Genomic DNA, 17922 nt, shown 5'->3' with positions numbered 1-17922 from the left:
AGCGGACTCAGGCCCCCGAGAGCAGGTCCCGCAGCAGGGCGACGGTGTCGGCGTCGAGGTCCCGGCCGGTGCGCCGGCTCAGTGCGTCCAGCCGGTTGACGGCGCGCAGGAGCTGGTCCCGGGCGCCGGCGGAGGCGTAGGCGTAGAAGAGGTCGCGGTGCAGGAGTTCGACGTCCGGGGCGACGGCGAGGCCGCGGAAGACGGCGGCCTCGGCACTGCGGTGGTCGCCGTACTGGAGGCGGCGGGCGGCGAGTTCGTGGGCGGTGTCGACGATCGCCGCGATCATGTCCTGCCGCTCGGCCTCGGCCCAGCCGTAGGCGGCGGGCGGGGCCTCCGCGAACGGCGCCCCCCGGACCAGGGCGAGCGCGTGGGCGAGCGCCGCGTCCGCGGTGGCACTGGTGCTGCGCATGCCGCGCCGGTACAGGCCGCGGAACTCGTCCCAGTCGCAGGTGACGGTCGGCGCGAAGGCGTAGCCGTCGGTGGTGTCGGTGGGCAGGAAGGCCCGGCCCTCCGCCGAGGAGCCGAACCAGGCCGCCAGATCGGCGAGTTTGCCCGGCAGCGGGCTCTTCGCGTCGGCGACGGTGGGGTGGGTGTCCAGGTGGGCCGCGCCCGGGTGGAGGTCGTGGTCGAGCGCGGCGTGGTCGGCGCCGGAGCGCAGCGCCAGGTAGGCGGCGAGCTCGGTGAGCCGGGGCAGGTTCGCGGGCTCGACCGTGCCGGCGGCGCCGGCCACGTCCACCGGGCCGAGCAGCCGGATCCGCGGGGCGGTGCGGACGGCGTGCGCCTCCGGGGAGCGGAGGATGGCGAGCAGGTCGTCGCTGTCGCTGCGCACCGGGGTAGTGCGCGCCACCGGGGCGGGCTCCGGCTCGACGTCGGGCTCCGGGGCCGGCTCCGCGGCGGGCTCCGGGGTCGGCTCCGGGGTCGGCTCCGGGCGGCCCGGGACCCTGGGGGCGCCGCCGCTGGGCGCCGGCGCGGGTTCGTGCGTCGGGACCGGCTCCGGCACCGGCGCGGGCTCCGCGGCCGGCTCCGGTCCGGGAGCCGCCGGCGGCACCGGCTGGACCGGGACTACCACCTCGACGGCCCGGGTCTCGGCCGCGGCCGGCAGCCGGAGGTTCTGGGTGGTGTCGTCGGCGTCCCCCTCGGGGGCCTCGCCCTCCTCGGCGACCGCCGGGGTGGGCGGCAGCGCGGGCGGCGCCGCCGACAACGCGGCCGGGCTGCTCGCCTGCCGGCCGAGGCCGTTGACGAGGAAGCGGGAGCCCGGTCCACCGGCGGCGGGCGCGGCCGGGTCGGTGCCGGCGAACGGGCTGGCACCGGTGCCGATCACCCGGGCGAGCAGCCGCGGACCGGCCGCTTCGGTGCCGTCGGACCGGTCGGCGGAAGCGCTGTCGAAGCCGCCCCCGAGCGACCCGCCGAGGACACCGTCACCGAACGGTGCCGAGGCCCCGACCGCCGCCAGTACCGGTACGGGCGCCGGGAGTTCGGCCGGTTCGAGGTCGATGCCGGGGCCGTCGAGCGTCCAGGCGGGGGCGGGGTGCTGGGTGGTGTCGTCGGCGGCCCGGAGCAGCTCGGAGACCTGCTCGTACTGCCCGTCGCTGAGGCGCTGGAGTTCCACCGTGACGTGCAGGCCGGGAATGGTGGCCTGGCCGGTGGCGGGCAGCGTCCAGCGGGCGACCGGGCCGGTGCCGCGCTCGGGCGCGCGGGTGACCACGGCGACGCAGGTCCGCGGCCGGGCGTCGAGCAGGCGGCCGAGCTCGGCCGGGACGTCGCCGCCGGGCTGCTGGGCGCAGAGCACGATCTCCGGGACCCACGACTCGTCGGCCAGGCCGCGGCTGCGGGCGTCCCGCGGGCTGGCGGCCTCGGCGGCGACCAGCGTGGCGCGGGCTTTGGCGGTGCGCGGGCCGAGCGCGCCGAGCGCCGCCTCCAGCGTGGCGTGCCGGTGGATCCGCTCGGCGGCCGGCCCGCTGATCGGCAACTCCTCGGCGAGGTCGACCAGGTGCAGGTGGAGACGGTCGGCGAGCGGGCTGTGGGCCAGCTCGATGGCCAGGGTGCGCAGCACGTCCCGGGCGTCGTCCGGGTGGCCGGAGAGGTGGAGCAGCCGGACGGTCTCCAGGTCGGCGAGGACGACCGAGCCGTCCGGCGCGCCGCCGAGGGTGACCAGGGCCGGGTAGGGCGAGGCGGTCTTGCGCGCCTGGGAGGGCGAGAGGAGTTCGCCGGAGTCGTCCGCGCACCACCAGACGTTGGGGGCGTGGGCGGCCCGGAACGGCGCGATCGGGGCGGCCGGCCCGGAGAGGTGCAGTTCGACCGTGTGGCCGGGGGTGATCCGGGCGGCGACGATGGCGGGCAGGCGCTTGCCGCCGCGCACGGTGTTGCGCGCCATGGTGCGCAGGGCGCGGTCGAGCAGGTCCAGGCCGCGGTCGTCCTGGCGGACCTTCAGTTCGGCCTCGAACGCGGCGGCGGGGGCGGCCGGGAGCGCGATGCGGTGGCGCGGCCGGCGGGCGCGCAGCTGCGTGCCGCGCTTGTGGGCGACGGTGCCGACCATCATCGCGGCGAGCAGCACGCCGACGGTGGAGGCGGTGAGGGCGACGGTGTAGTCGTCGCCCTGGGCCTGTTCGGCGTGCGCGGCCGGGGCCTGGGCGTCGGCGGGCACCGGCGCCGGGGTGGAGGGCGCCGGGGTGGCCGGGGTCTGTGGGGCCGGAGCCTGCGAGGCGGGCGCCGGCGGGGCCGGGGCGGGCGCCTGGTCGGCCGGGGCTGGAGCCGGGGTCGGCGCCGGTGCCGGCGCGGGAGCCGGGGCCGGCGCCGGGGCCGGGGCCGGCGCCGGGGCCGGAGCACCGGGCAGGGTCAGCACCATCCCCGGCACGACCACGTCCGGATCGGTCAGCCGTTCGCCGTCCGGCGCCTGGGCGCCCTGGTTGGCCTCGAACAGCTTCGGCCAGGCCTCGGCGTCCCCCAACTCCCTCTCGGCGATGGCCGACAGGCTGTCACCGGCCGCCACCGTGACGGTGCCGCGGCCGCTCCCGGCGCTCCCGTCCGTGCCCGTCTGCGGCACGCTCGGCGCCGGCGGCACGGGCGCGGGCGCCGGGGCGGGCGCCTTGGCCTCGTCGGCCTTGGCGTCGCCGGGCATCAGCAGCTCCCAACCGGGCTGGATGGGCCGCTCGGCGTCGAAGCGCAGACCCGAATCCCCCATCGCCCGGCCGTCGTTGAGCTTGGCGATCTCCACCCACCGCTCCCCCGAGCCCAGCTGGCGCTCGGCGATGGACCAGAGGCTGTCGGCCGGCCGGCTGTCCCGGACGGTGTAGGTGGGCTGCTGGTCGGCGGCGGGGGCGAGCGCGGGCGCGGCCTGGGCCGCGGGCAGCGCGGCCCGCTGCACACCGGCCGCCGGCTGGATCTGCGCGACGGCCGGCGCCCGGTCGGGCACCGCGGCGAAGGCCGAACCGGCCACCGGCAGCAGCGCGATCACCGAGCCGACCAGGCCGGCCGCCATCCGCTGGCTCCAGCCGAAGGCCGGGATCCGCCGGGCGATCCGCCCGCGCAGCTGGGCCGGGACCTCCAGCAGGACGGAGAGCGCGAAGCAGGCCCAGCCCAGCCAGCCGACCACGACGAGCAGCCAGAGGAAGAGCCGCCCGTCGTCGGGACTGGTCAGCAGCTGTCCGACGCCGTCCGGCGCGACCTCGCCCATCGCGGCGACCGCCCCGGTGCCGTACACCAGCAGCGCGGGTACGCCGACCAGCAGGACGAGCAGGGTGACCAGCGCGGCGAGGGCGCCGAGCAGCGCGCCGCCCCGCCCTCGGCGCGGTGGCAGCGGTGCCGGCCGGTGGCGGGCTCCCGCCGCGGCGGGCACGCCCCGGGCCGGGCGTCCGGCGCGGGCTTGGTCCTTGGCACGTGGCGCGACCATCAGTCGGTCTCCGCTTTCTCGACTCCGTGGACGAGGGTGGCACTGCCCTTGCCCGTGACCTTCTGTTTGCCGAGCTCGCCCAACAGGGCCGGCCTGTAGTCGGCCTGCACCGTGACGGTCACGGACGAACCGTCGTCCGAGAACGCCACGTCGTGGACGGCGAGGTGGTACAGGGCGAGGTAGCTGTTGGCGGCGTCCTTGACGTAGTCCTGCTTGACCTTGTACCCCTCGCCCCGGAGCACGGCGGCCTCGTCGAGCTGCTGGCCGCCCACCCGGGCGGCCTCCTGGGCGTAGCCGTCGGTGCGCTCGGCGACGCGCAGCCGGCCGCCGGCGTCCACGACGAGCGCGATGACCAGGACCAGGAACGCCGCACAGATCGCCACGAAGATCGCGATCGCGCCGCGGTCCGACCGGTCCCGGCCGCGCCGGCCTCCGGTCCGCCGTCGGACGGCCTGGCCGCCCCACCGTTCCCCCCCGGGTCTGCGCACCGTCACGCCCCCTCCCGCACCTTCGTCTCCCTGGCGGTCCCACCGGGGACCGCTCCGCCTCGTCCTGCCGTCCCCCGGGAGCTCTCCGCTTGCGTCTCCCCCGCGCGGGCCGTCCCCAATCCCCGCCCGGAGCCCTCGTCGGCACCGGCCGTCCGCCCCACCGCCATCGGCCGGCTCACCCGGCCCGGTAGTGGTCGACCACCGAGACGAACCGGCCCACCAGCCGTTTCGTCCCGGGCATGCCCGGCCCGGCCAGGAGGTCGCTCAGACCCACGTCGCACCGGACCGTCACCTCGACCGTCGCCAGCGTCACCCCGTGGCTGGTCAGCTCGCCGTGCTTGACCGCGGTGTCGCTGTCCCGGCAGCTGACGCCCTGCTGCCGCAGGGTCTCGGCGGCGGTCTTCCGGACCAGTTCGTCCATTCCGTCCACGCTGCGCGCCAGCGAGGCCGTCCGGGCCGCCGAGCGGGCGGCCGCCTCCACCGTGCCGGCCGCGGTCTGCACCCGCCCGGCGGCGATGGCGACCAGCACCAGCGCGACGACGCCGGGGGCGACGATCGCGGCCTCGATCGCCACCCCGCCGCGGTCCCGCCCGCGCGCCGACCGGGCCGGGCGCAGGCTCACGAGCCCGCGCCCCCACCGGACGGGCCACGGGGGTCGGGCCGGGCGCGGGGCCCGCCTCACGGCGCGGCCGCCGGCGGGACGAAGCGCTCGCGCGGCGCCTCGGCGTGCTGCGTGATGGTCGGCGGGGTGATGCCGGGGATCAGGACCGGTGGCGTGAGCTCCACCGTGACCCGGATCAGCTCCGGCGTACTCCCGTCGGTCCGCACCCGGTAGCCGGGGCCGTCCTGCCGTCGCAGGAAGTCCTCGGCCTGCCGCCTGGCCGCGGTGTCCTTCACCTCGTCGCTCCGGTTCCCCTGTACGCGGCCGGCGTCCACGCCCTCCCGGGCGGCGGTGAGCGCGAGTTGGCGGTTGTACCACCAGATCGAGCCCTGGACGACGAGCAGCACGAGCAGCAGGACGACCGGGAAGACGATGGCCAGGCTCAGGCTTATCGCTCCGCGGTCGCGACGGCGACGGGGTCGGTGCCTCACGGGGTGGCCGCACCGCCCCCGCCGGGCAGGTTCGGGTCCTGCTCGACCTTCTTCACGACCTTGTCCTTCAACGCGTACAGCGCCACCGCGACCGCTCCGGCGACGAACACCAGCGCGATGATGGCGAGCGCGAGTTCGATGCTGATCGCGCCGCGGTCGCCGCGCGCCCGGGCGGCCTTCAGCCGGCCGACCCGGAACTGGAAGAGCAGCAGGGCGAACTGCACGGGCAGCAGGGTGGGCCGGATCAGTCGGCCTGCCAGGGATTTGAGCTGGTCGGACATCGGAGGACTCCCGGGGGTTGGGTGTGGTGACAGGCGCTCACCGGCACCAGCACGGTGTCAGGCGAGCATCTGGTGGAGCGCGGGGAAGACGATCAGGGCGGTCATCAGCAGGGTCAGCGCCGCCCCGGGCGCGACCATCCGTTCGCTGTCGGCGTTGGCCCGCGCGAGGTCCTCGGCGAGCAACTCGCCCCGCAGGCCCTTGGCCCGGGCACGCAGGGTGTCGTACACGGCGGCGCCGTCGGTACCGGAGAGCCGCATGATGTCGGCGACGTCCTGCAACGGCGTCAGCCCGAGTTCGGCGGCGAGCGCGTCCAGTCCCGCCCAGGGCGGCAGCCGGTCGGTCGCGGCGCGGTCCAGGGCGTCCCGGATCCGGCGGAAGACGGGGCCGCGGCCGACCGCGGCGGCCCGGCGCAGCGCCTCGGCGGGCCCGAGGTCGGCGGCCCGCTCCAGCGCGACCAGCTCCAGGTAGGCGGCGATGCCGTGCAGGTACTCCGTCCGCGCCTCCTTGGCCTCGCCGCGCACGATGGCGTCCGGGACGAACCAGAGCAGCCCGCCGAGCAACGGCCCGACCAGCAGCGGCAGCGCGAACGGCAGGCCCATGTCCAGCAGCACCGCCATCGCCGACAGGTAGGCCGGCAGCACGAGGCCGATCACGGCGAACAGCAGCTTGTGCGCCATGAACCGGGCCGGGGCCCGGCCGATCAGCGACAGCTCGCGCTGCGGGACGCGCACCCCGCGCAGCCCGATCGAGCGCTCGCCGATCCGGTCGAACCAGCGCGGCCGCTCGTCCGGGTCCGGCGCCCGGTCGGCGGGCGTGCGGTGCAGCCGGTCCAGGGCCTGGCTCAGGTCGGGCGGCGCGGGCCGGAGTTCGGAGATCAGCAGGGCGACGCCGCCGGCCGCGACCGCGCCGGCCAGCACGGACCAGGGGGAGATCACCGGACCTCCCCGAGGAGTCGCCGGTCGTCCCCGGTCTCCTGCGGCTCGCCTTCGGCCGACGCCTCGGCGGCGCGCCGCCGGCCCCCGCCGCGGCCGCGCCGTTCGGGCTCCAGCAGACGCGGCACCGGCGGGTGCGCGGCGAGCGCGCGCATCCAGGCGATGATCGCCACGAAGAGCGCGGCGACCACCGCGAGCACGATCTGGCCCAGCGCGGTGCTGTAGGGCCGGGTGTAGTCGGTGTTGAACGAGCCGATCACGACGACCAGCACGATGATCCCGACCAGCCAGCGGATGGTGGTGCGGTGCTTGGCCCGGTCGGCCTCGATCGTGCGGCGCTGACGGACCTCCTCGCGGACCGACTCGGCCATGTCCGAGAGCGCCCGGGCCAGGCCGGGGCCGCTGTCCCCGGCGCGCAGCAGCAGGGCGGCGAGCACCTTGTCGGCGGTGGCGTCCGCGAGGCTGTCGGCGAAGGCGCGCAGCGCCTCCTCCGGCCGCCAGCGGGCCTGCAGCCGGGCGGCCAGCTCGCCGACCTCCTGCTCCAGGGCGGCGGGCGCGGTGCGGCGGCTGGTGACGATGGCCTGGTTGAGGCCGACGCCGAGCAGCAGCACGTCGGCGATGCGCTGGGTCCACTCGGAGAGCGCCTCCAGCCGTTCGATGCGGTGGGTGTCCGAGCGGGTGGTGTCGAAGAGCCAGGGCAGGCCGAACACGGCCAGCGGCACCAGCAGCGCGGTGAGCGGGATGCCGGTGAAGAGCCAGCCCAGCGGCGCGGCGACGAGCGCGACCGGCAACTGGATCCGGCGCAGCCGCGCCGTCCGGGCGGAGGCGGTGCCGGGCGCGCCGTACCAGAGGACGTGGCCCCGGGAGGCCAGCGGGCTCCGGCCGTCCTCGTCCGGGTCGCCGGTCTCCTCGCTGCCGAGCGCCCAGAACACCAGGGTCACCAGGCCGGCCGTGACCAGCAGGCCGCAGAGGACGAAGAGCAGGGTCATCGCGCCCCACCGCCGATCCGCAGTTGCAGCGGCTGGCCCCAGCTCCCGTAACGGGAGCCGAGCAGCGCGGCGTCGAAACCGGCCCGGCGCAGATCGTCCAGGCAGTTCGGCGGGGTGTGCGGGACGGCGCGGGGCTCACCGAGCTCGGGACGCGGGCCGAACACGGTGTTCAGCGCGGGCCGGCCGCTCTCGCCGAGGCCGGCCACCTCCAGGACGTGCGAGACGAAGCGGTGGCGGCGGCCGCCGACGGCCGTCTCGTCGACCATCGCGACGTGCACGATGAGGTCCACCGCGTTGGCGGTGAGCCGGTAGGCGAGCGTGTCGGTCATGTGCGAGCCGTACTCCAGGCAGAGTTCGGCGATGCGGTCGACGACCATGTGCGGGCCGCGGGCGTGCAGGGTGCACATCGAGCCGCCCTCGCCGTTGGTCATGACGCGCAGCATCGGGACGACCTCGCCGGAGCGGACCTCGCCGACGATGATCCGGGAGAGCGTCATCCGCAGCGCGGCGGGGATGAGGTCGCCGATGCTCAACTCGCCCGCCAGCCGGCCCTCGACGCGCTCGCCGTTGCCCTCCCGGGCCTCCATCGGGACGACCTGGCGCAGATGGCCGAGGGTGTGCAGCCAGAGCTCGAACTCCGACTCCAGGGTGCCGATCCGCTCGTCCGGCGGGATCTCGGCGGCCATCGCGCGCAGCAGGCTGGTCTTGCCGACGCCCTGGGTGCCGGTGATCATCACGTTCTTCCGGGCCCGGATCGCCGCGGCCAGGAAGGCGGCCAGGGTGGTGTCCAGGGTGCCGAGTTGGACCATCTCGGACAGCGTCGCCGAGGCCACCCGGTGGCGGCGGATCGCCACGTACGGGCGCGGGGTCACCTCGGTGAGCGCCTGGAGGCGCATCCCGCCCTCCAGCCGGAGCGCGAGGGTCGGGCTGGAGGTGGAGAGGCTGCGCTCGCCGCCGCCGTGCTGGCGGGCGAGGTCCTGGAGCAGTTCGATCAGCTCGGCGTCGCTGTCGGCCACCGGCGGCACCTGGCGCAGGGGTTGGTGGACCCGGGAGACCCAGACGTCGTCGCAGCCGTTGATCAGGATGTTCTCGATGTCCGGGTCGTCGAGGTAGGGCTGGAGCCGCCCGGCCCGGAACAGCAGGTCGAAGACGGCTTCGGCGAGCGAGCGGTCCTGCTCGCGGGTCGGCGGGATGCCGTGGGTCTGCGCGTAGGCGTCGGACCAGCGGGCGACCGCCTCCTCGATCAGGGCCCGCCCGCGCTGGCGGCGGGTGGCGCGGTCCGGTTCGACGCCGGAGGTCGCGGTCAACCGGGCGATCTGCTGGTGCAGTTCGGCCGCCACCTGGCGCTTCAGCTCGCGCGCCACCTGCGGGTCGACGGCCGGCCGGGTGCCGGCGCCGCGCAGGTCGAGCGCGGGCAGCGGGGCGGGCACGGCGGTCGGGGTCGCACCGGCCTGGTACCCGTCCGGGTACGGCGCGGCGGCCGGCCCGACCGGGCCGGGGGGGACGTGGCCGGGCCGGGGCGCCGACGGGGGCTCCGGCTGGGGAGCCGTCCAGGGCAGTGCGGCCGGGTCGGCCGCCGGACGCTGGTGCAGGGGGCTACCGCGCACGGAGCACCTCCCCGTAGCTGACGTGGGACTGCGGACCGGCGGACGGGTGCCGCGGCCCCTGGGCCAACAGCGTCTGGGGCTGCGGTGGTTGAGGCTGCGACTGCGGTTGAGGCTGCGGCTGCGGCGACGACTGGGGCCCGTACGAGGCCTGCCCGTACGGCTGCTGCCCGTACGGCTCGGCCGCGCCGAACTGCGGCTGCCCGTAGGGCGCCTGGCCGTACTGCTCCGCCCCGCCGTACGGCTGCTGGCCGTACTGCTCAGCCCCGCCGTGGGCCCCCGGGGCGTCGGACCGCGGCGACGGCCCCTGCTGCGGCGGCTGGACGTGCGCCGGAAACGGCGCGGGCGCGGCCGGCTGCGGCGCCAGCCCGGCGAGCGGGGCCACCGGACCGGTGGTGATGACCGGAGCCTGCGGCACCGGCCCGTACGGCTGGGGCGCCGACGGGTACCCGGGGGCCGCGCCCTCCCCGTCCGGCACGGGCGCCGGACCGACCTGGGCGGGCGCCGCCGAGGGCGCCAGCCGCTGCCTGCGGCGGCGCACCAGTCGCTGCACTTCGTCGGCCGCCGACCGGGCGGTCCGCATCAGCTCCGAGCGGATGAACCGCCGGTCGGTGATGTCCCCGCCGTCCGAGAGCACCCGCGCGGTGCGGGCCGCGTACGGCAGCAGTCCGAGCACCGGAAGGCCGTACTCGCGCGAGACCTCCGCGCCGGAGTAGGGGCCCTCGGTGACCAGCAGCAGCCCGAGCGCGTCGGCCCCGGTGCCGGCGGCCGTGAGGTCCTCGGCGAGCGCGGACAGCCGCGGCCGGGCCGCGCTCAGCCCGCGCAGGGTGGTCCGCACGGTCACCGCGACCACGTCCGCCCGGCGGGCCAGCACGGCGCTGGTCCCGGTGGCGCCGGAGCGCCCGAGGTCCAGGATGACGTCGTAGCCCTGCGGTTCCAGCCCGTGCAGCACCTCCATCAGCGGCTCCCAGGTGTAGGCGAGCCCGGGTGCCTGGGTCGGATCGGTCAGGCCGGGCAGCAGCAGCCGTTCGGCGTTGCCCTCGGGCGAGAGGTCGATCAGCTGCTCCCAGAGCGTCTGGGCGAGCAGGCCGCGCCGGTCCGCGACCGCCAGGTTGCGCAGCCCGTAGACCGCCTCGACCCGGCCCTCCAGGGCGCCGGCCAGCACGGCTCCGCCGTCCGGGTCGCACTCCACCAGGACGATCCGGCGCCCCGGCGGAAGCGGCCAGGCCAGCAGCAGCGCCAGGGCCGTCGTGGTCGCGCCCGGAGCTCCCGGGCCGCCCACCACCGCGATCACCGCCATCTCAGCCCCCACCCGCCCCGGAGGGCGTCGCGGAGCCGGACGGCGCGGCGGAGGCCGTCGGCGCGCCCGTGCCCGAAGGCGCCCCCGAGGGCGCCCCGGACGGCGCGGCCGCGCCGCGCGGCGCCAGCACCACCTGGATCCGCCCGCTGGCGACCCAGGAGGCCAGCCGGGGCGCGTCGGCCGCCGCCACCGCCACGTCCACCACCTGGCTGCCGTCGGTGTCCACCCGGCCGACCGTGACGACGAGCGCGGACAGCGAGTCCGGCCGGCCGCTGTCGGGCGTGTAGACGACGACGACCGACACGCCGGGGGTCAGCCGGGCCGCCGGCAGCTGGGTGCGCTTGGCCGACACGCCGACCAGCAGCTGGCCCGGCTGGACGGTCAGGGGCTGCGCGAGGTCCGCCGTCAGCAGCAGCGCGCCGCGCCTGAGGTCGGTGCTGGCCCGCATCCCGACCGCCTTGCCGCGTTCCGCGGCCGCCAGCGGTTTCAGCGCCGGATCGGTCGCGATCCGCGCGACCACCAGGTCCGCGTCGGTCACCACCTGTCCGAACGGCACGTCACGGGCCAGTGCCAGGACGGCGACCCGCTGGCCGGTGCTGTTGTAGAGCACCGCGCCGCCCAGCCCGCCGGCGGCTATCAGCGCCACCGCCATCGCCAGCACGGCCGGCCGCCGGCGTCGTGCCCGCAGGGTCCGCCCGGGGGCGTGCGGCGCCCCGCGCCCCTGCTCCGGCACCGCCACGGACACCGCCGCGGCCCCGGCCGCACTGGCCCCGGGCGTCGCAAATGTACGGTTCTCCACCGGGTTCCGGCCTTCCCACGTCGTTCGGACATTGCTGCGTGCGCGCCGGTGCGGCGGGGGTCGCCCCCGCCGCACCCGCGTCAGTTGAGGACCTGCACCTCGCCCACCCGCAGCTCCAGCGGAGCGAAGGTGAGCGGGACCTTGATCGGATCGACCTTCTGGGTGCTGCCGGTGACGGTCACCACGCCGACCCAGTTGGCCTGGATGCTCCCGACGAAGGTGCCGCGCGGCTTGCCGCCCGAGCCGGTGGTGAACTCGTGGCCGCAGGTGGGCGACTTGGCGGCGCCGTACTTGGCCTCGTAGGGCGTGCCGGCCGCGGCGCCCGGCTTGTCACAGGTCTCCTTCCGGCCGTCCCCGAGGTCCCAGACCACCGAGTCCAGCCGCGGCGTGACGGTGACCGTGATCCCGCCGCCGCTCACCGACTTCGCCGCCGGCGCCTTGGCGTTCTCCAGCCAGAGCCAGACCGGCACCCCGACCACGGCCGTGTCCTTGGGCGCCACACCCGGCTCGGGGAACGGCAGGACGATGGTGTCCATGATCCTGCGCGCCTCCGCCACCGGATTGAGCGGCGGCGGCCCGGCGGGCGCCTGGGCGAAGAACTTGGGCGCGGGCGCGCCGATGCCGCCGTCGGTGAAGCGGCAGGTCACCGCGTAGACCGTGCCCTCGGAGGGCTGGTGCCCCTCCCAGGCCTCGGAGCCGGCCGGCGGCTGCGGGGAGACCTCGCGGTAGTAGCAGCCGGTCGAGCCGCTGAACCAGCCCAGCTCCGGGTCGTGGCAGGGCCAGTCCTGGCCGTTCCAGCGGCAGATCTGCGGGCCGCCGGTGCTCCCGCCGCCCGTCCCGCCGCCCCCCGGGGAGGGCGTGCCGCCGGGGATGGTGCCGCCCTCGCAGATGACGTTGACGGCGCAGTGCGTGACGTCCCCGCCGATCGGTGGTTCGTCCGCCATCGCAGGCGCGGCCGGGGATAACAGCAATCCCGCGACCAACAGCGTGCGGATCACGAATCGCCGTACCGGTTTCAGCATGTTCGGTCCACCTCCCGCTTGAACTCGTAGATCAGCCAGCGCGTCTGGAACTGTCGCAGGGAAACGGTCGCGATGTACCGGGTGAGCCGCCGCGGTGGATCCTTTACCGCGCGGGTGGTCGCATCGGCCTGGTGCCAGTCGGTCACATCGAGGCAGTCCTCGATGACGGCGGCCTGCGGGTCCGCCTTCAGATCGACGCTCTTCACCACGGGTGAATTCCGCGGGGCGCCGATCATCACCAGTTTGGCGTCATGGAGCTGACGGAGATTGACGAGGGCGTCGGCCAGTGCCTTCCCGGACGAGTACGTCTCCAACTGGGAGCCGTCCGAATCGGCCCGGGCGAAGTCCGCCGCCTGGGTCTGCCACCAGTCCTGATAGGTGCTCAGCGCCAGGCGCCCCGCCGCGCCTTCGGGCCCTTCGGTCGGCGCGATCCCGACGTTTGCCGAACCACCCGAAGGAGTTACCGGGTTCACTCCCGCAACACTGGGCGCAGCCGTCCCGAGACGATCGACGGAACCGGCGCCACCACCACTCCCACAGGCGGTCAGAAGCATCGCCAAAACCAGCCCAGCGACCCCAACCGCCCCAGGGCGCAATACATTTCCGCGCCGCCGCATCGCCCCACCTCGTCGCGACCGACCCCGTCCGTGGTCTGTGGTCGCCAGAAGAATTCCGCTGCCCCGCCGGTGTTGCCGCGAGAGCATCGATTCTTCGCCAAGCCACCCCTTCACGGCAACACCCCGGGCCACCTGACCTTACGTGGAAGGTGGATCCGTCGGGGCACTTTCACGCCACAGGACGGCCAACAGTTCTTCGGAAAGCGACAATCCGGCCAATGCGCCCCGCACCGCGGCCCGATTGCGCATCAGGAGGCGCCCGCCCGGCGGCGGTACGAGCAGGCGCGCGCCCGGCGCACCGGCCGGATCACGGCCGTCGAGCAGACCGGCGACGGCCGGCTGGAGGTCGAGCGGGGCGACGGCGGCCGGTGCTCCGGGGAGCCCCTGCCGGAGCACCCCGGTCAGGGCCCGGCTGAACGACCCCTCGCCGCCCGGCAGTACGGCATCCCGCCCGCGTCTTCCGGGGGTGTAGCGGCCGATCCGGCCCCAGAGCGGGACCCGCGAGTAGCTGAGCAGCTCGCCGACGCCGTCCTCGCCGCCACCGCGTTCGAGGGCCGACCAGGTGTCCCGGTCCACGACGGCGTCGACCAGCAGCAGCGCCTCCTCCTGGTCGCCGTGGACCATCGCGCTGACCACCCAGTCCCAGGCGAGCCCGCGCCGGTACGCGTTGTCGGCGGTGCTGCCGCCGGTGACCAGGGCCAGCCGCCGGCCGCGCGGATCCGCCACCAACTGGCCGACCAGGCAGACCAGCAGCCACCGGCCCGGCCGCGCGGCCGCCTCCCGCACCGTCGTGAGCATGGTGTTGGCGTCCGCGCCCGGCTCCACCACGGCCACCCGGCAGCCCGCCGATCCGGCGTCGAAGCACATCCCGGGCAGCACGTCGGCGAGCAGCCGGGCGCCGTCCGCCGCGAGCGCCGAACCGCCGAAGCCGCGGTCCGGCCCGCCGTCCGCCCCGATCACCACAAGGTCGACCCCACTGACCACCCGCACCGCCCCCTCCTCGCCGGCCCCGGGAACCCGGGACCGCCCGCCGCGCCCGTGTACCGCCGCGGCCCCTGTCCTGCCCTGTCCTGCGTGCGCCGCCGGGCCCGCCCGGCCCCGGTCGCCGGGTGCCGCCCGTGCCGGCGGCACGTTCCACCCGCCGCCGGACAAGCTACCGCCCCGGGCCGCGGCGACGGGGCTCCCGGCCCGGCCGCTCCGGGACCATGGGCCCTATCGGCCGCACACCGGCGGGGGCACGATCGGACCCATGGACCGTGACGACCGGGTGGAGACCCTGTGCGAGGCCGAGTGCCTTCGGCTGCTCAGCACCGTGCCCGTCGGACGCGTGGTGTACACCGAGCACGCGCTGCCGGCCGTGCTGCCGGTCTCCTTCGACGTCACGCCGGACGGGCGGCTGCTGCTGGCGGTGCGCCGGAGCAGCACCACCGCGCGCGGGCTGGACGGCACCGTCGTCGCCTTCCAGGCCGACCGGCTGGACGCGGTCACCCGGACCGGCTGGAGCGTCCTGGTGCACGGCCGGGCGGACGTGGTGCGCGACCCGGAGCTGGTCCGCCGGGCACTGCGCAGCGGGCTGCGTCCCTGGGTCGGCGATCCCGACCCGATGTTCGTCGCACTGATGCCGGAGCTCGTGGGCGGCCGCCGACTGCTGCCCGCCGGCCGCACGGTGCAGCGGTCCTAGGGGTGTGCTCGTCCGACCGGCCCGAAGCTCGCCGGACCGGTGACCGGCCCGCCGTGGACGGCGGAGCGCCCGCCGTGGACTGCCCCCTGACAGGTGACCGGCGAGTAGGCATACTCTCCCGGAGTTCCCCCACCTCCGCCTGCCACCAGGAGCGCACCGTGACGACCTTCGCCTCCCTCGCCGACCTGACCGCCGCCGTCGGCACCGAACTCGGCACCAGCCGGTGGCACACCGTCGAGCAGGAGCGGATCGACCTGTTCGCCCAGGCCACCGGCGACCACCAGTGGATCCACGTCGACCCGGAGCGGGCGAAGGAGAGCCGGTTCGGCTCGACCATCGCGCACGGGTACCTCACGCTCTCGATGATCCCGGTGCTGGCCAAGGAGTGCTACAGCGTGGAGGGCGTCCGGATGGCGCTGAACTACGGCTCCGAGAAGGTGCGCTTCCCGGCTCCGGTGCCGGTCGGCACCGCGCTGCGGGCCACCGCCGAGCTGGTCTCCGCGACCGAGGTGCCCGGCGGCGTCCAGGCGGTCGTCCGGTTCACCATCACCAGCGCGGAGAGCGAGAAGCCGCACTGCGTCGCCGAGACGATCACCCGCTTCTACGCCTGAGCCCGGGGGCCGGGCCGGGCCTCCCGCGCGTGCCGTTCGGCCCGGCGTACGCCGAACGGCACGCGTGGGGCCGTCCACCGGGTCCGGACCGCCCACTGCGAGTAACCTCCGACGAGATGGTCGTCGTACCGCTTCGGTCTCACCGCCGTGGGTACGCGCCCCGGCATGCCCGGTAGCCGCAGCCGCCCTTGGAGGTGCCGTGCCCCGCCCCGTCCCGTGGTTCTCCCGCGTCGCCGCTCTGGCCTCGCAGTTCTCCGTCCCCTCAGCGACCACGACGGCCCCGGGCCTGGCCGGACTCCCCCGCGCGGCCTGGCAGCGGGTCCGGACGGACGCCTTCGGGGCCGACCCGCGGGGCGAGCGGCTGGCCCGGATCCACCGCTCCCCGCAGTTCGCGGACGGCGCGTTCCGCAACCCGCTGCCGACCCGCCGACTGGTGTACGAGCGCAGCCCGCTGGAGATCACCCGCGCCCAGCTCACCGCCGACAAGACCCGCCGGGTGCCGACCGCCGCCGTGCCGCTGCACCGGCTGCTCCCGGTCGACCTGGCCCGGCCCCCCGCGTCCGGACTGCGGCTCAGCTGGCTCGGCCACGCCACCGTGCTGGCCGAGATCGGCGGCCGCCGGGTGCTCTTCGACCCGGTTTGGGGCGAGCGCTGCTCACCGTTCGGCTGGACCGGTCCCAAGCGGCTGCACCCCGTCCCGCTGCCGCTCGCCGAACTCGGCCCGGTGGACGTCGTGGTGGTCTCCCACGACCACTACGACCACCTGGAGATGGCCGCCGTCCGCGCGCTGTCCGCCACCGGCGCGGTCTTCGCCGTCCCGCTCGGGGTCGGCGCGCACCTGGAGCACTGGGGCGTGCCGGCCGACCGGATCGTCGAGCTGGACTGGTGGGAGTCGGCCGAGGTGGCGGGCCTGACGCTGACCGCCACCCCGGCCCGGCACTACTGCAGCCGCGGCCCGCGCACCAGCGCGCTGTTCCTCTGGGCGTCCTGGGTGGTGTCCGGCGGCGGGCACCGACTCTTCCACAGCGGTGACACCGGCTACTTCCCCGGGTTCGCCGAGATCGGCCGCCGGTTCGGGCCCTTCGACGCGACGATGATGCAGGTCGGCGCGTACAGCGACTTCTGGCCCGAGGTGCACATGACGCCCGAGGAGGGCGTCCGGGCCCATCTCGACCTCGGCGGCGAGCTGCTGCTGCCGATCCACTGGTGCACCTTCAACCTGGCGCCGCACCCCTGGGAGGAGCCCGCCGAACGGGTGGTCGCCGCCGCCCAGGCGCTCGGTGCCCGGCTGGCGGTGCCGCGCCCCGGCAAACCCTTCGAGCCGGCGGACCCGCCCGCCCCGCGGCTCTGGTGGCGGGCGGTCGCGGCGCTGCCCCGCGACGACCGCGAACTGCTCGTCCCGGACGGCCTGGCCGGGGCGGCGGGCCACCCCCCGGTCCGCCCCCAGGGCGCCGCGGAGGACGACGGCGTACCCGTCTGAGCCGCGGCCCGGCGTGCCGTCAGCCCGCCGCGCCGTCAGCTGCCGCCGTCAGCTCGCCGCCTCCTGCTTCGCCCGGCGGCGGATCACCCGCCAGGCACCCTGCTGCACCAGCAGCGTCAGCACCCCCGCCACCACGATGCCCAGCATGTTCACCAGCAGCTGCCAGCTGGAGCCCCAGAACTGGTTCAGGTCGCCGTAGCCGAGCGCGACCGCCGCGTTGGCGGCCGCCGGTACGGTGGTCACCGAGATCGCCACGCCGACCAGCATCCCGGCCTTCGCCGAGGTCAGCGAGAGCAGACCGGCGACCCCCGCGAGCAGGGCGACCACGAAGGAGGTCGCGTCCGGCTGCCAGATGAACGAGGTGTTCGGCCGCGCTCCGTCGAAAGCCGCCTGGCTGAACAGCCCGAGGGCGTCCATCAGCAGGGAGAACAGGACGGTCAGCGCCATCGCGACCGCGAAGCCGGCCACCAGCGCGTTCAGCGACCGCAGGGCGGGCCGGGCCCGCCGCTGGACCAGCGCGACGCAGAACCCGGCCAGCGGCCCGAACTCCGGCCCGACGGCCATCGCGCCGACCACTAGGATCGCGCTGTCCAGCACGGCCCCGCACGCGGCCAGCATGGTCGCGACGGTGAGGAAGGCCAGGTAGACGGCGGTGAGGGTGGACTCCTCGTGGGTGATCTCGGAGACCGCCTCCCAGACCAGCGCGTCCGCCCCCTCTCCCGGCGCGAGCCGCTCGGCCTCGTCGGCGGCGGCCGAGAGGGTCAGCGCGACCTCCTCGGCGCTGATCGCCCCGCGCTCGGAGAGCCCGGTCTCCCGCAGCGCCCCAAGCACCTCGTCCGCCGACTCGCGCGCCACGTCGCAGAGCACCACGTCCCCTGCGGGCCGGACGGCGGCATCCGGCAGGACCACCACATGGGTCACGCCGACGAAGCCGTCCAGGCTGTCGAGGACGGCCTTCCGCAGGTCGTGGGGGACGATCAGGCGCAGGTGCAGCACGGGGGCTCCGGGCAGTGGTCTCGGCGAGGAACGGACCGGCTCACCCTAGGACATGTCGTCAAAGGGGTCACGCCCACATAAGGAGTGCGGCGAGGGTGACGGCTGCTTGGTAGGACTTGGCTGTCTTGTCATACCTGGTG

Annotated in this window: 17 protein-coding genes; 3 read left to right on the top strand and 14 right to left on the bottom strand. The window is 76.0% G+C overall.

Going from position 1 to position 17922, the window contains the following annotated elements; translation table 11 throughout:
- Positions 1–7: 7 nt before the first annotated feature.
- The 13 genes from ABZ497_RS30860 to ABZ497_RS30800 all read right to left on the bottom strand — a co-directional run bounded on the left by ABZ497_RS30860 (position 8) and on the right by ABZ497_RS30800 (position 14004).
- Positions 8–3889, bottom strand: coding sequence for a BTAD domain-containing putative transcriptional regulator (locus ABZ497_RS30860; protein WP_359809927.1), 3882 nt, complete (start codon positions 3887–3889; stop codon positions 8–10).
- Positions 3889–4272, bottom strand: coding sequence for a hypothetical protein (locus tag ABZ497_RS30855; protein WP_359809925.1), 384 nt, complete (start codon positions 4270–4272; stop codon positions 3889–3891). Before ABZ497_RS30855 ends, ABZ497_RS30860 begins: the two co-directional genes overlap by 1 nt.
- Positions 4273–4552: 280 nt before the next feature.
- Positions 4553–4999: a TadE/TadG family type IV pilus assembly protein gene (locus ABZ497_RS30850; protein WP_329490652.1), complete on the bottom strand. Its 447-nt coding sequence runs from the start codon at positions 4997–4999 to the stop codon at positions 4553–4555.
- A gap of 56 nt (positions 5000–5055) precedes the next feature.
- Entirely contained in the window at positions 5056–5469 is a 414-nt protein-coding gene (locus ABZ497_RS30845) for a TadE/TadG family type IV pilus assembly protein (protein WP_359809923.1), read from the bottom strand.
- On the bottom strand, positions 5466–5750 hold the full coding sequence (locus ABZ497_RS30840; RefSeq protein ID WP_329490650.1) for a hypothetical protein: 285 nt from the start codon (positions 5748–5750) through the stop codon (positions 5466–5468). Before ABZ497_RS30840 ends, ABZ497_RS30845 begins: the two co-directional genes overlap by 4 nt.
- Positions 5751–5807: 57 nt before the next feature.
- Positions 5808–6686, bottom strand: coding sequence for a hypothetical protein (locus ABZ497_RS30835; RefSeq protein ID WP_329490649.1), 879 nt, complete (start codon positions 6684–6686; stop codon positions 5808–5810).
- On the bottom strand, positions 6683–7672 hold the full coding sequence (locus ABZ497_RS30830) for a type II secretion system F family protein (RefSeq protein ID WP_359809920.1): 990 nt from the start codon (positions 7670–7672) through the stop codon (positions 6683–6685). Before ABZ497_RS30830 ends, ABZ497_RS30835 begins: the two co-directional genes overlap by 4 nt.
- On the bottom strand, positions 7669–9279 hold the full coding sequence (locus ABZ497_RS30825) for an ATPase, T2SS/T4P/T4SS family (RefSeq protein ID WP_359809918.1): 1611 nt from the start codon (positions 9277–9279) through the stop codon (positions 7669–7671). The genes ABZ497_RS30830 and ABZ497_RS30825 overlap by 4 nt, the downstream gene beginning before the upstream one ends.
- Positions 9269–10576 (bottom strand): hypothetical protein, encoded by a 1308-nt coding sequence (locus ABZ497_RS30820; RefSeq protein WP_359809917.1) that lies wholly within the window; start codon positions 10574–10576, stop codon positions 9269–9271. The genes ABZ497_RS30825 and ABZ497_RS30820 overlap by 11 nt, the downstream gene beginning before the upstream one ends.
- A 1-nt stretch (position 10577) precedes the next feature.
- The gene (locus ABZ497_RS30815) at positions 10578–11309 is read right to left on the bottom strand and encodes an SAF domain-containing protein (RefSeq protein ID WP_359809915.1); all 732 of its coding nucleotides are present in this window, start codon (positions 11307–11309) and stop codon (positions 10578–10580) included.
- Between the two features lie 146 nt (positions 11310–11455).
- Positions 11456–12319: a hypothetical protein gene (locus ABZ497_RS30810; RefSeq protein ID WP_359809913.1), complete on the bottom strand. Its 864-nt coding sequence runs from the start codon at positions 12317–12319 to the stop codon at positions 11456–11458.
- A gap of 71 nt (positions 12320–12390) precedes the next feature.
- Positions 12391–12870, bottom strand: a complete 480-nt coding sequence (locus tag ABZ497_RS30805) for a hypothetical protein (RefSeq protein WP_329490643.1) — start codon at positions 12868–12870, stop codon at positions 12391–12393.
- Positions 12871–13152: 282 nt separating this feature from the next.
- On the bottom strand, positions 13153–14004 hold the full coding sequence (locus ABZ497_RS30800) for a hypothetical protein (protein WP_359809911.1): 852 nt from the start codon (positions 14002–14004) through the stop codon (positions 13153–13155).
- A gap of 259 nt (positions 14005–14263) precedes the next feature.
- Between ABZ497_RS30800 and ABZ497_RS30795 the strand changes: the two genes are divergently transcribed.
- The 3 genes from ABZ497_RS30795 (at position 14264) to ABZ497_RS30785 (ending at position 16786) form a co-directional block, all read left to right on the top strand.
- Positions 14264–14695, top strand: coding sequence for a pyridoxamine 5'-phosphate oxidase family protein (locus ABZ497_RS30795; RefSeq protein ID WP_359809909.1), 432 nt, complete (start codon positions 14264–14266; stop codon positions 14693–14695).
- A gap of 158 nt (positions 14696–14853) precedes the next feature.
- A complete protein-coding gene (locus ABZ497_RS30790) occupies positions 14854–15306 on the top strand; it encodes a MaoC family dehydratase (RefSeq protein WP_329490640.1) in 453 nt (150 codons plus the stop codon).
- A gap of 286 nt (positions 15307–15592) precedes the next feature.
- Positions 15593–16786, top strand: coding sequence for an MBL fold metallo-hydrolase (locus tag ABZ497_RS30785; protein WP_359809959.1), 1194 nt, complete (start codon positions 15593–15595; stop codon positions 16784–16786).
- 48 nt (positions 16787–16834) lie between these two features.
- Here the strand turns inward: ABZ497_RS30785 and ABZ497_RS30780 are convergent, their stop codons facing one another.
- A complete protein-coding gene (locus ABZ497_RS30780) occupies positions 16835–17782 on the bottom strand; it encodes a DUF389 domain-containing protein (RefSeq protein WP_359809908.1) in 948 nt (315 codons plus the stop codon).
- Between the last annotated feature and the right edge of the window lie 140 nt (positions 17783–17922).

This window comes from Kitasatospora sp. NPDC005751 (assembly GCF_040630835.1).
Lineage (GTDB): Bacteria > Actinomycetota > Actinomycetes > Streptomycetales > Streptomycetaceae > Kitasatospora.
This window is presented reverse-complemented; position numbering and strand designations above follow the sequence as displayed.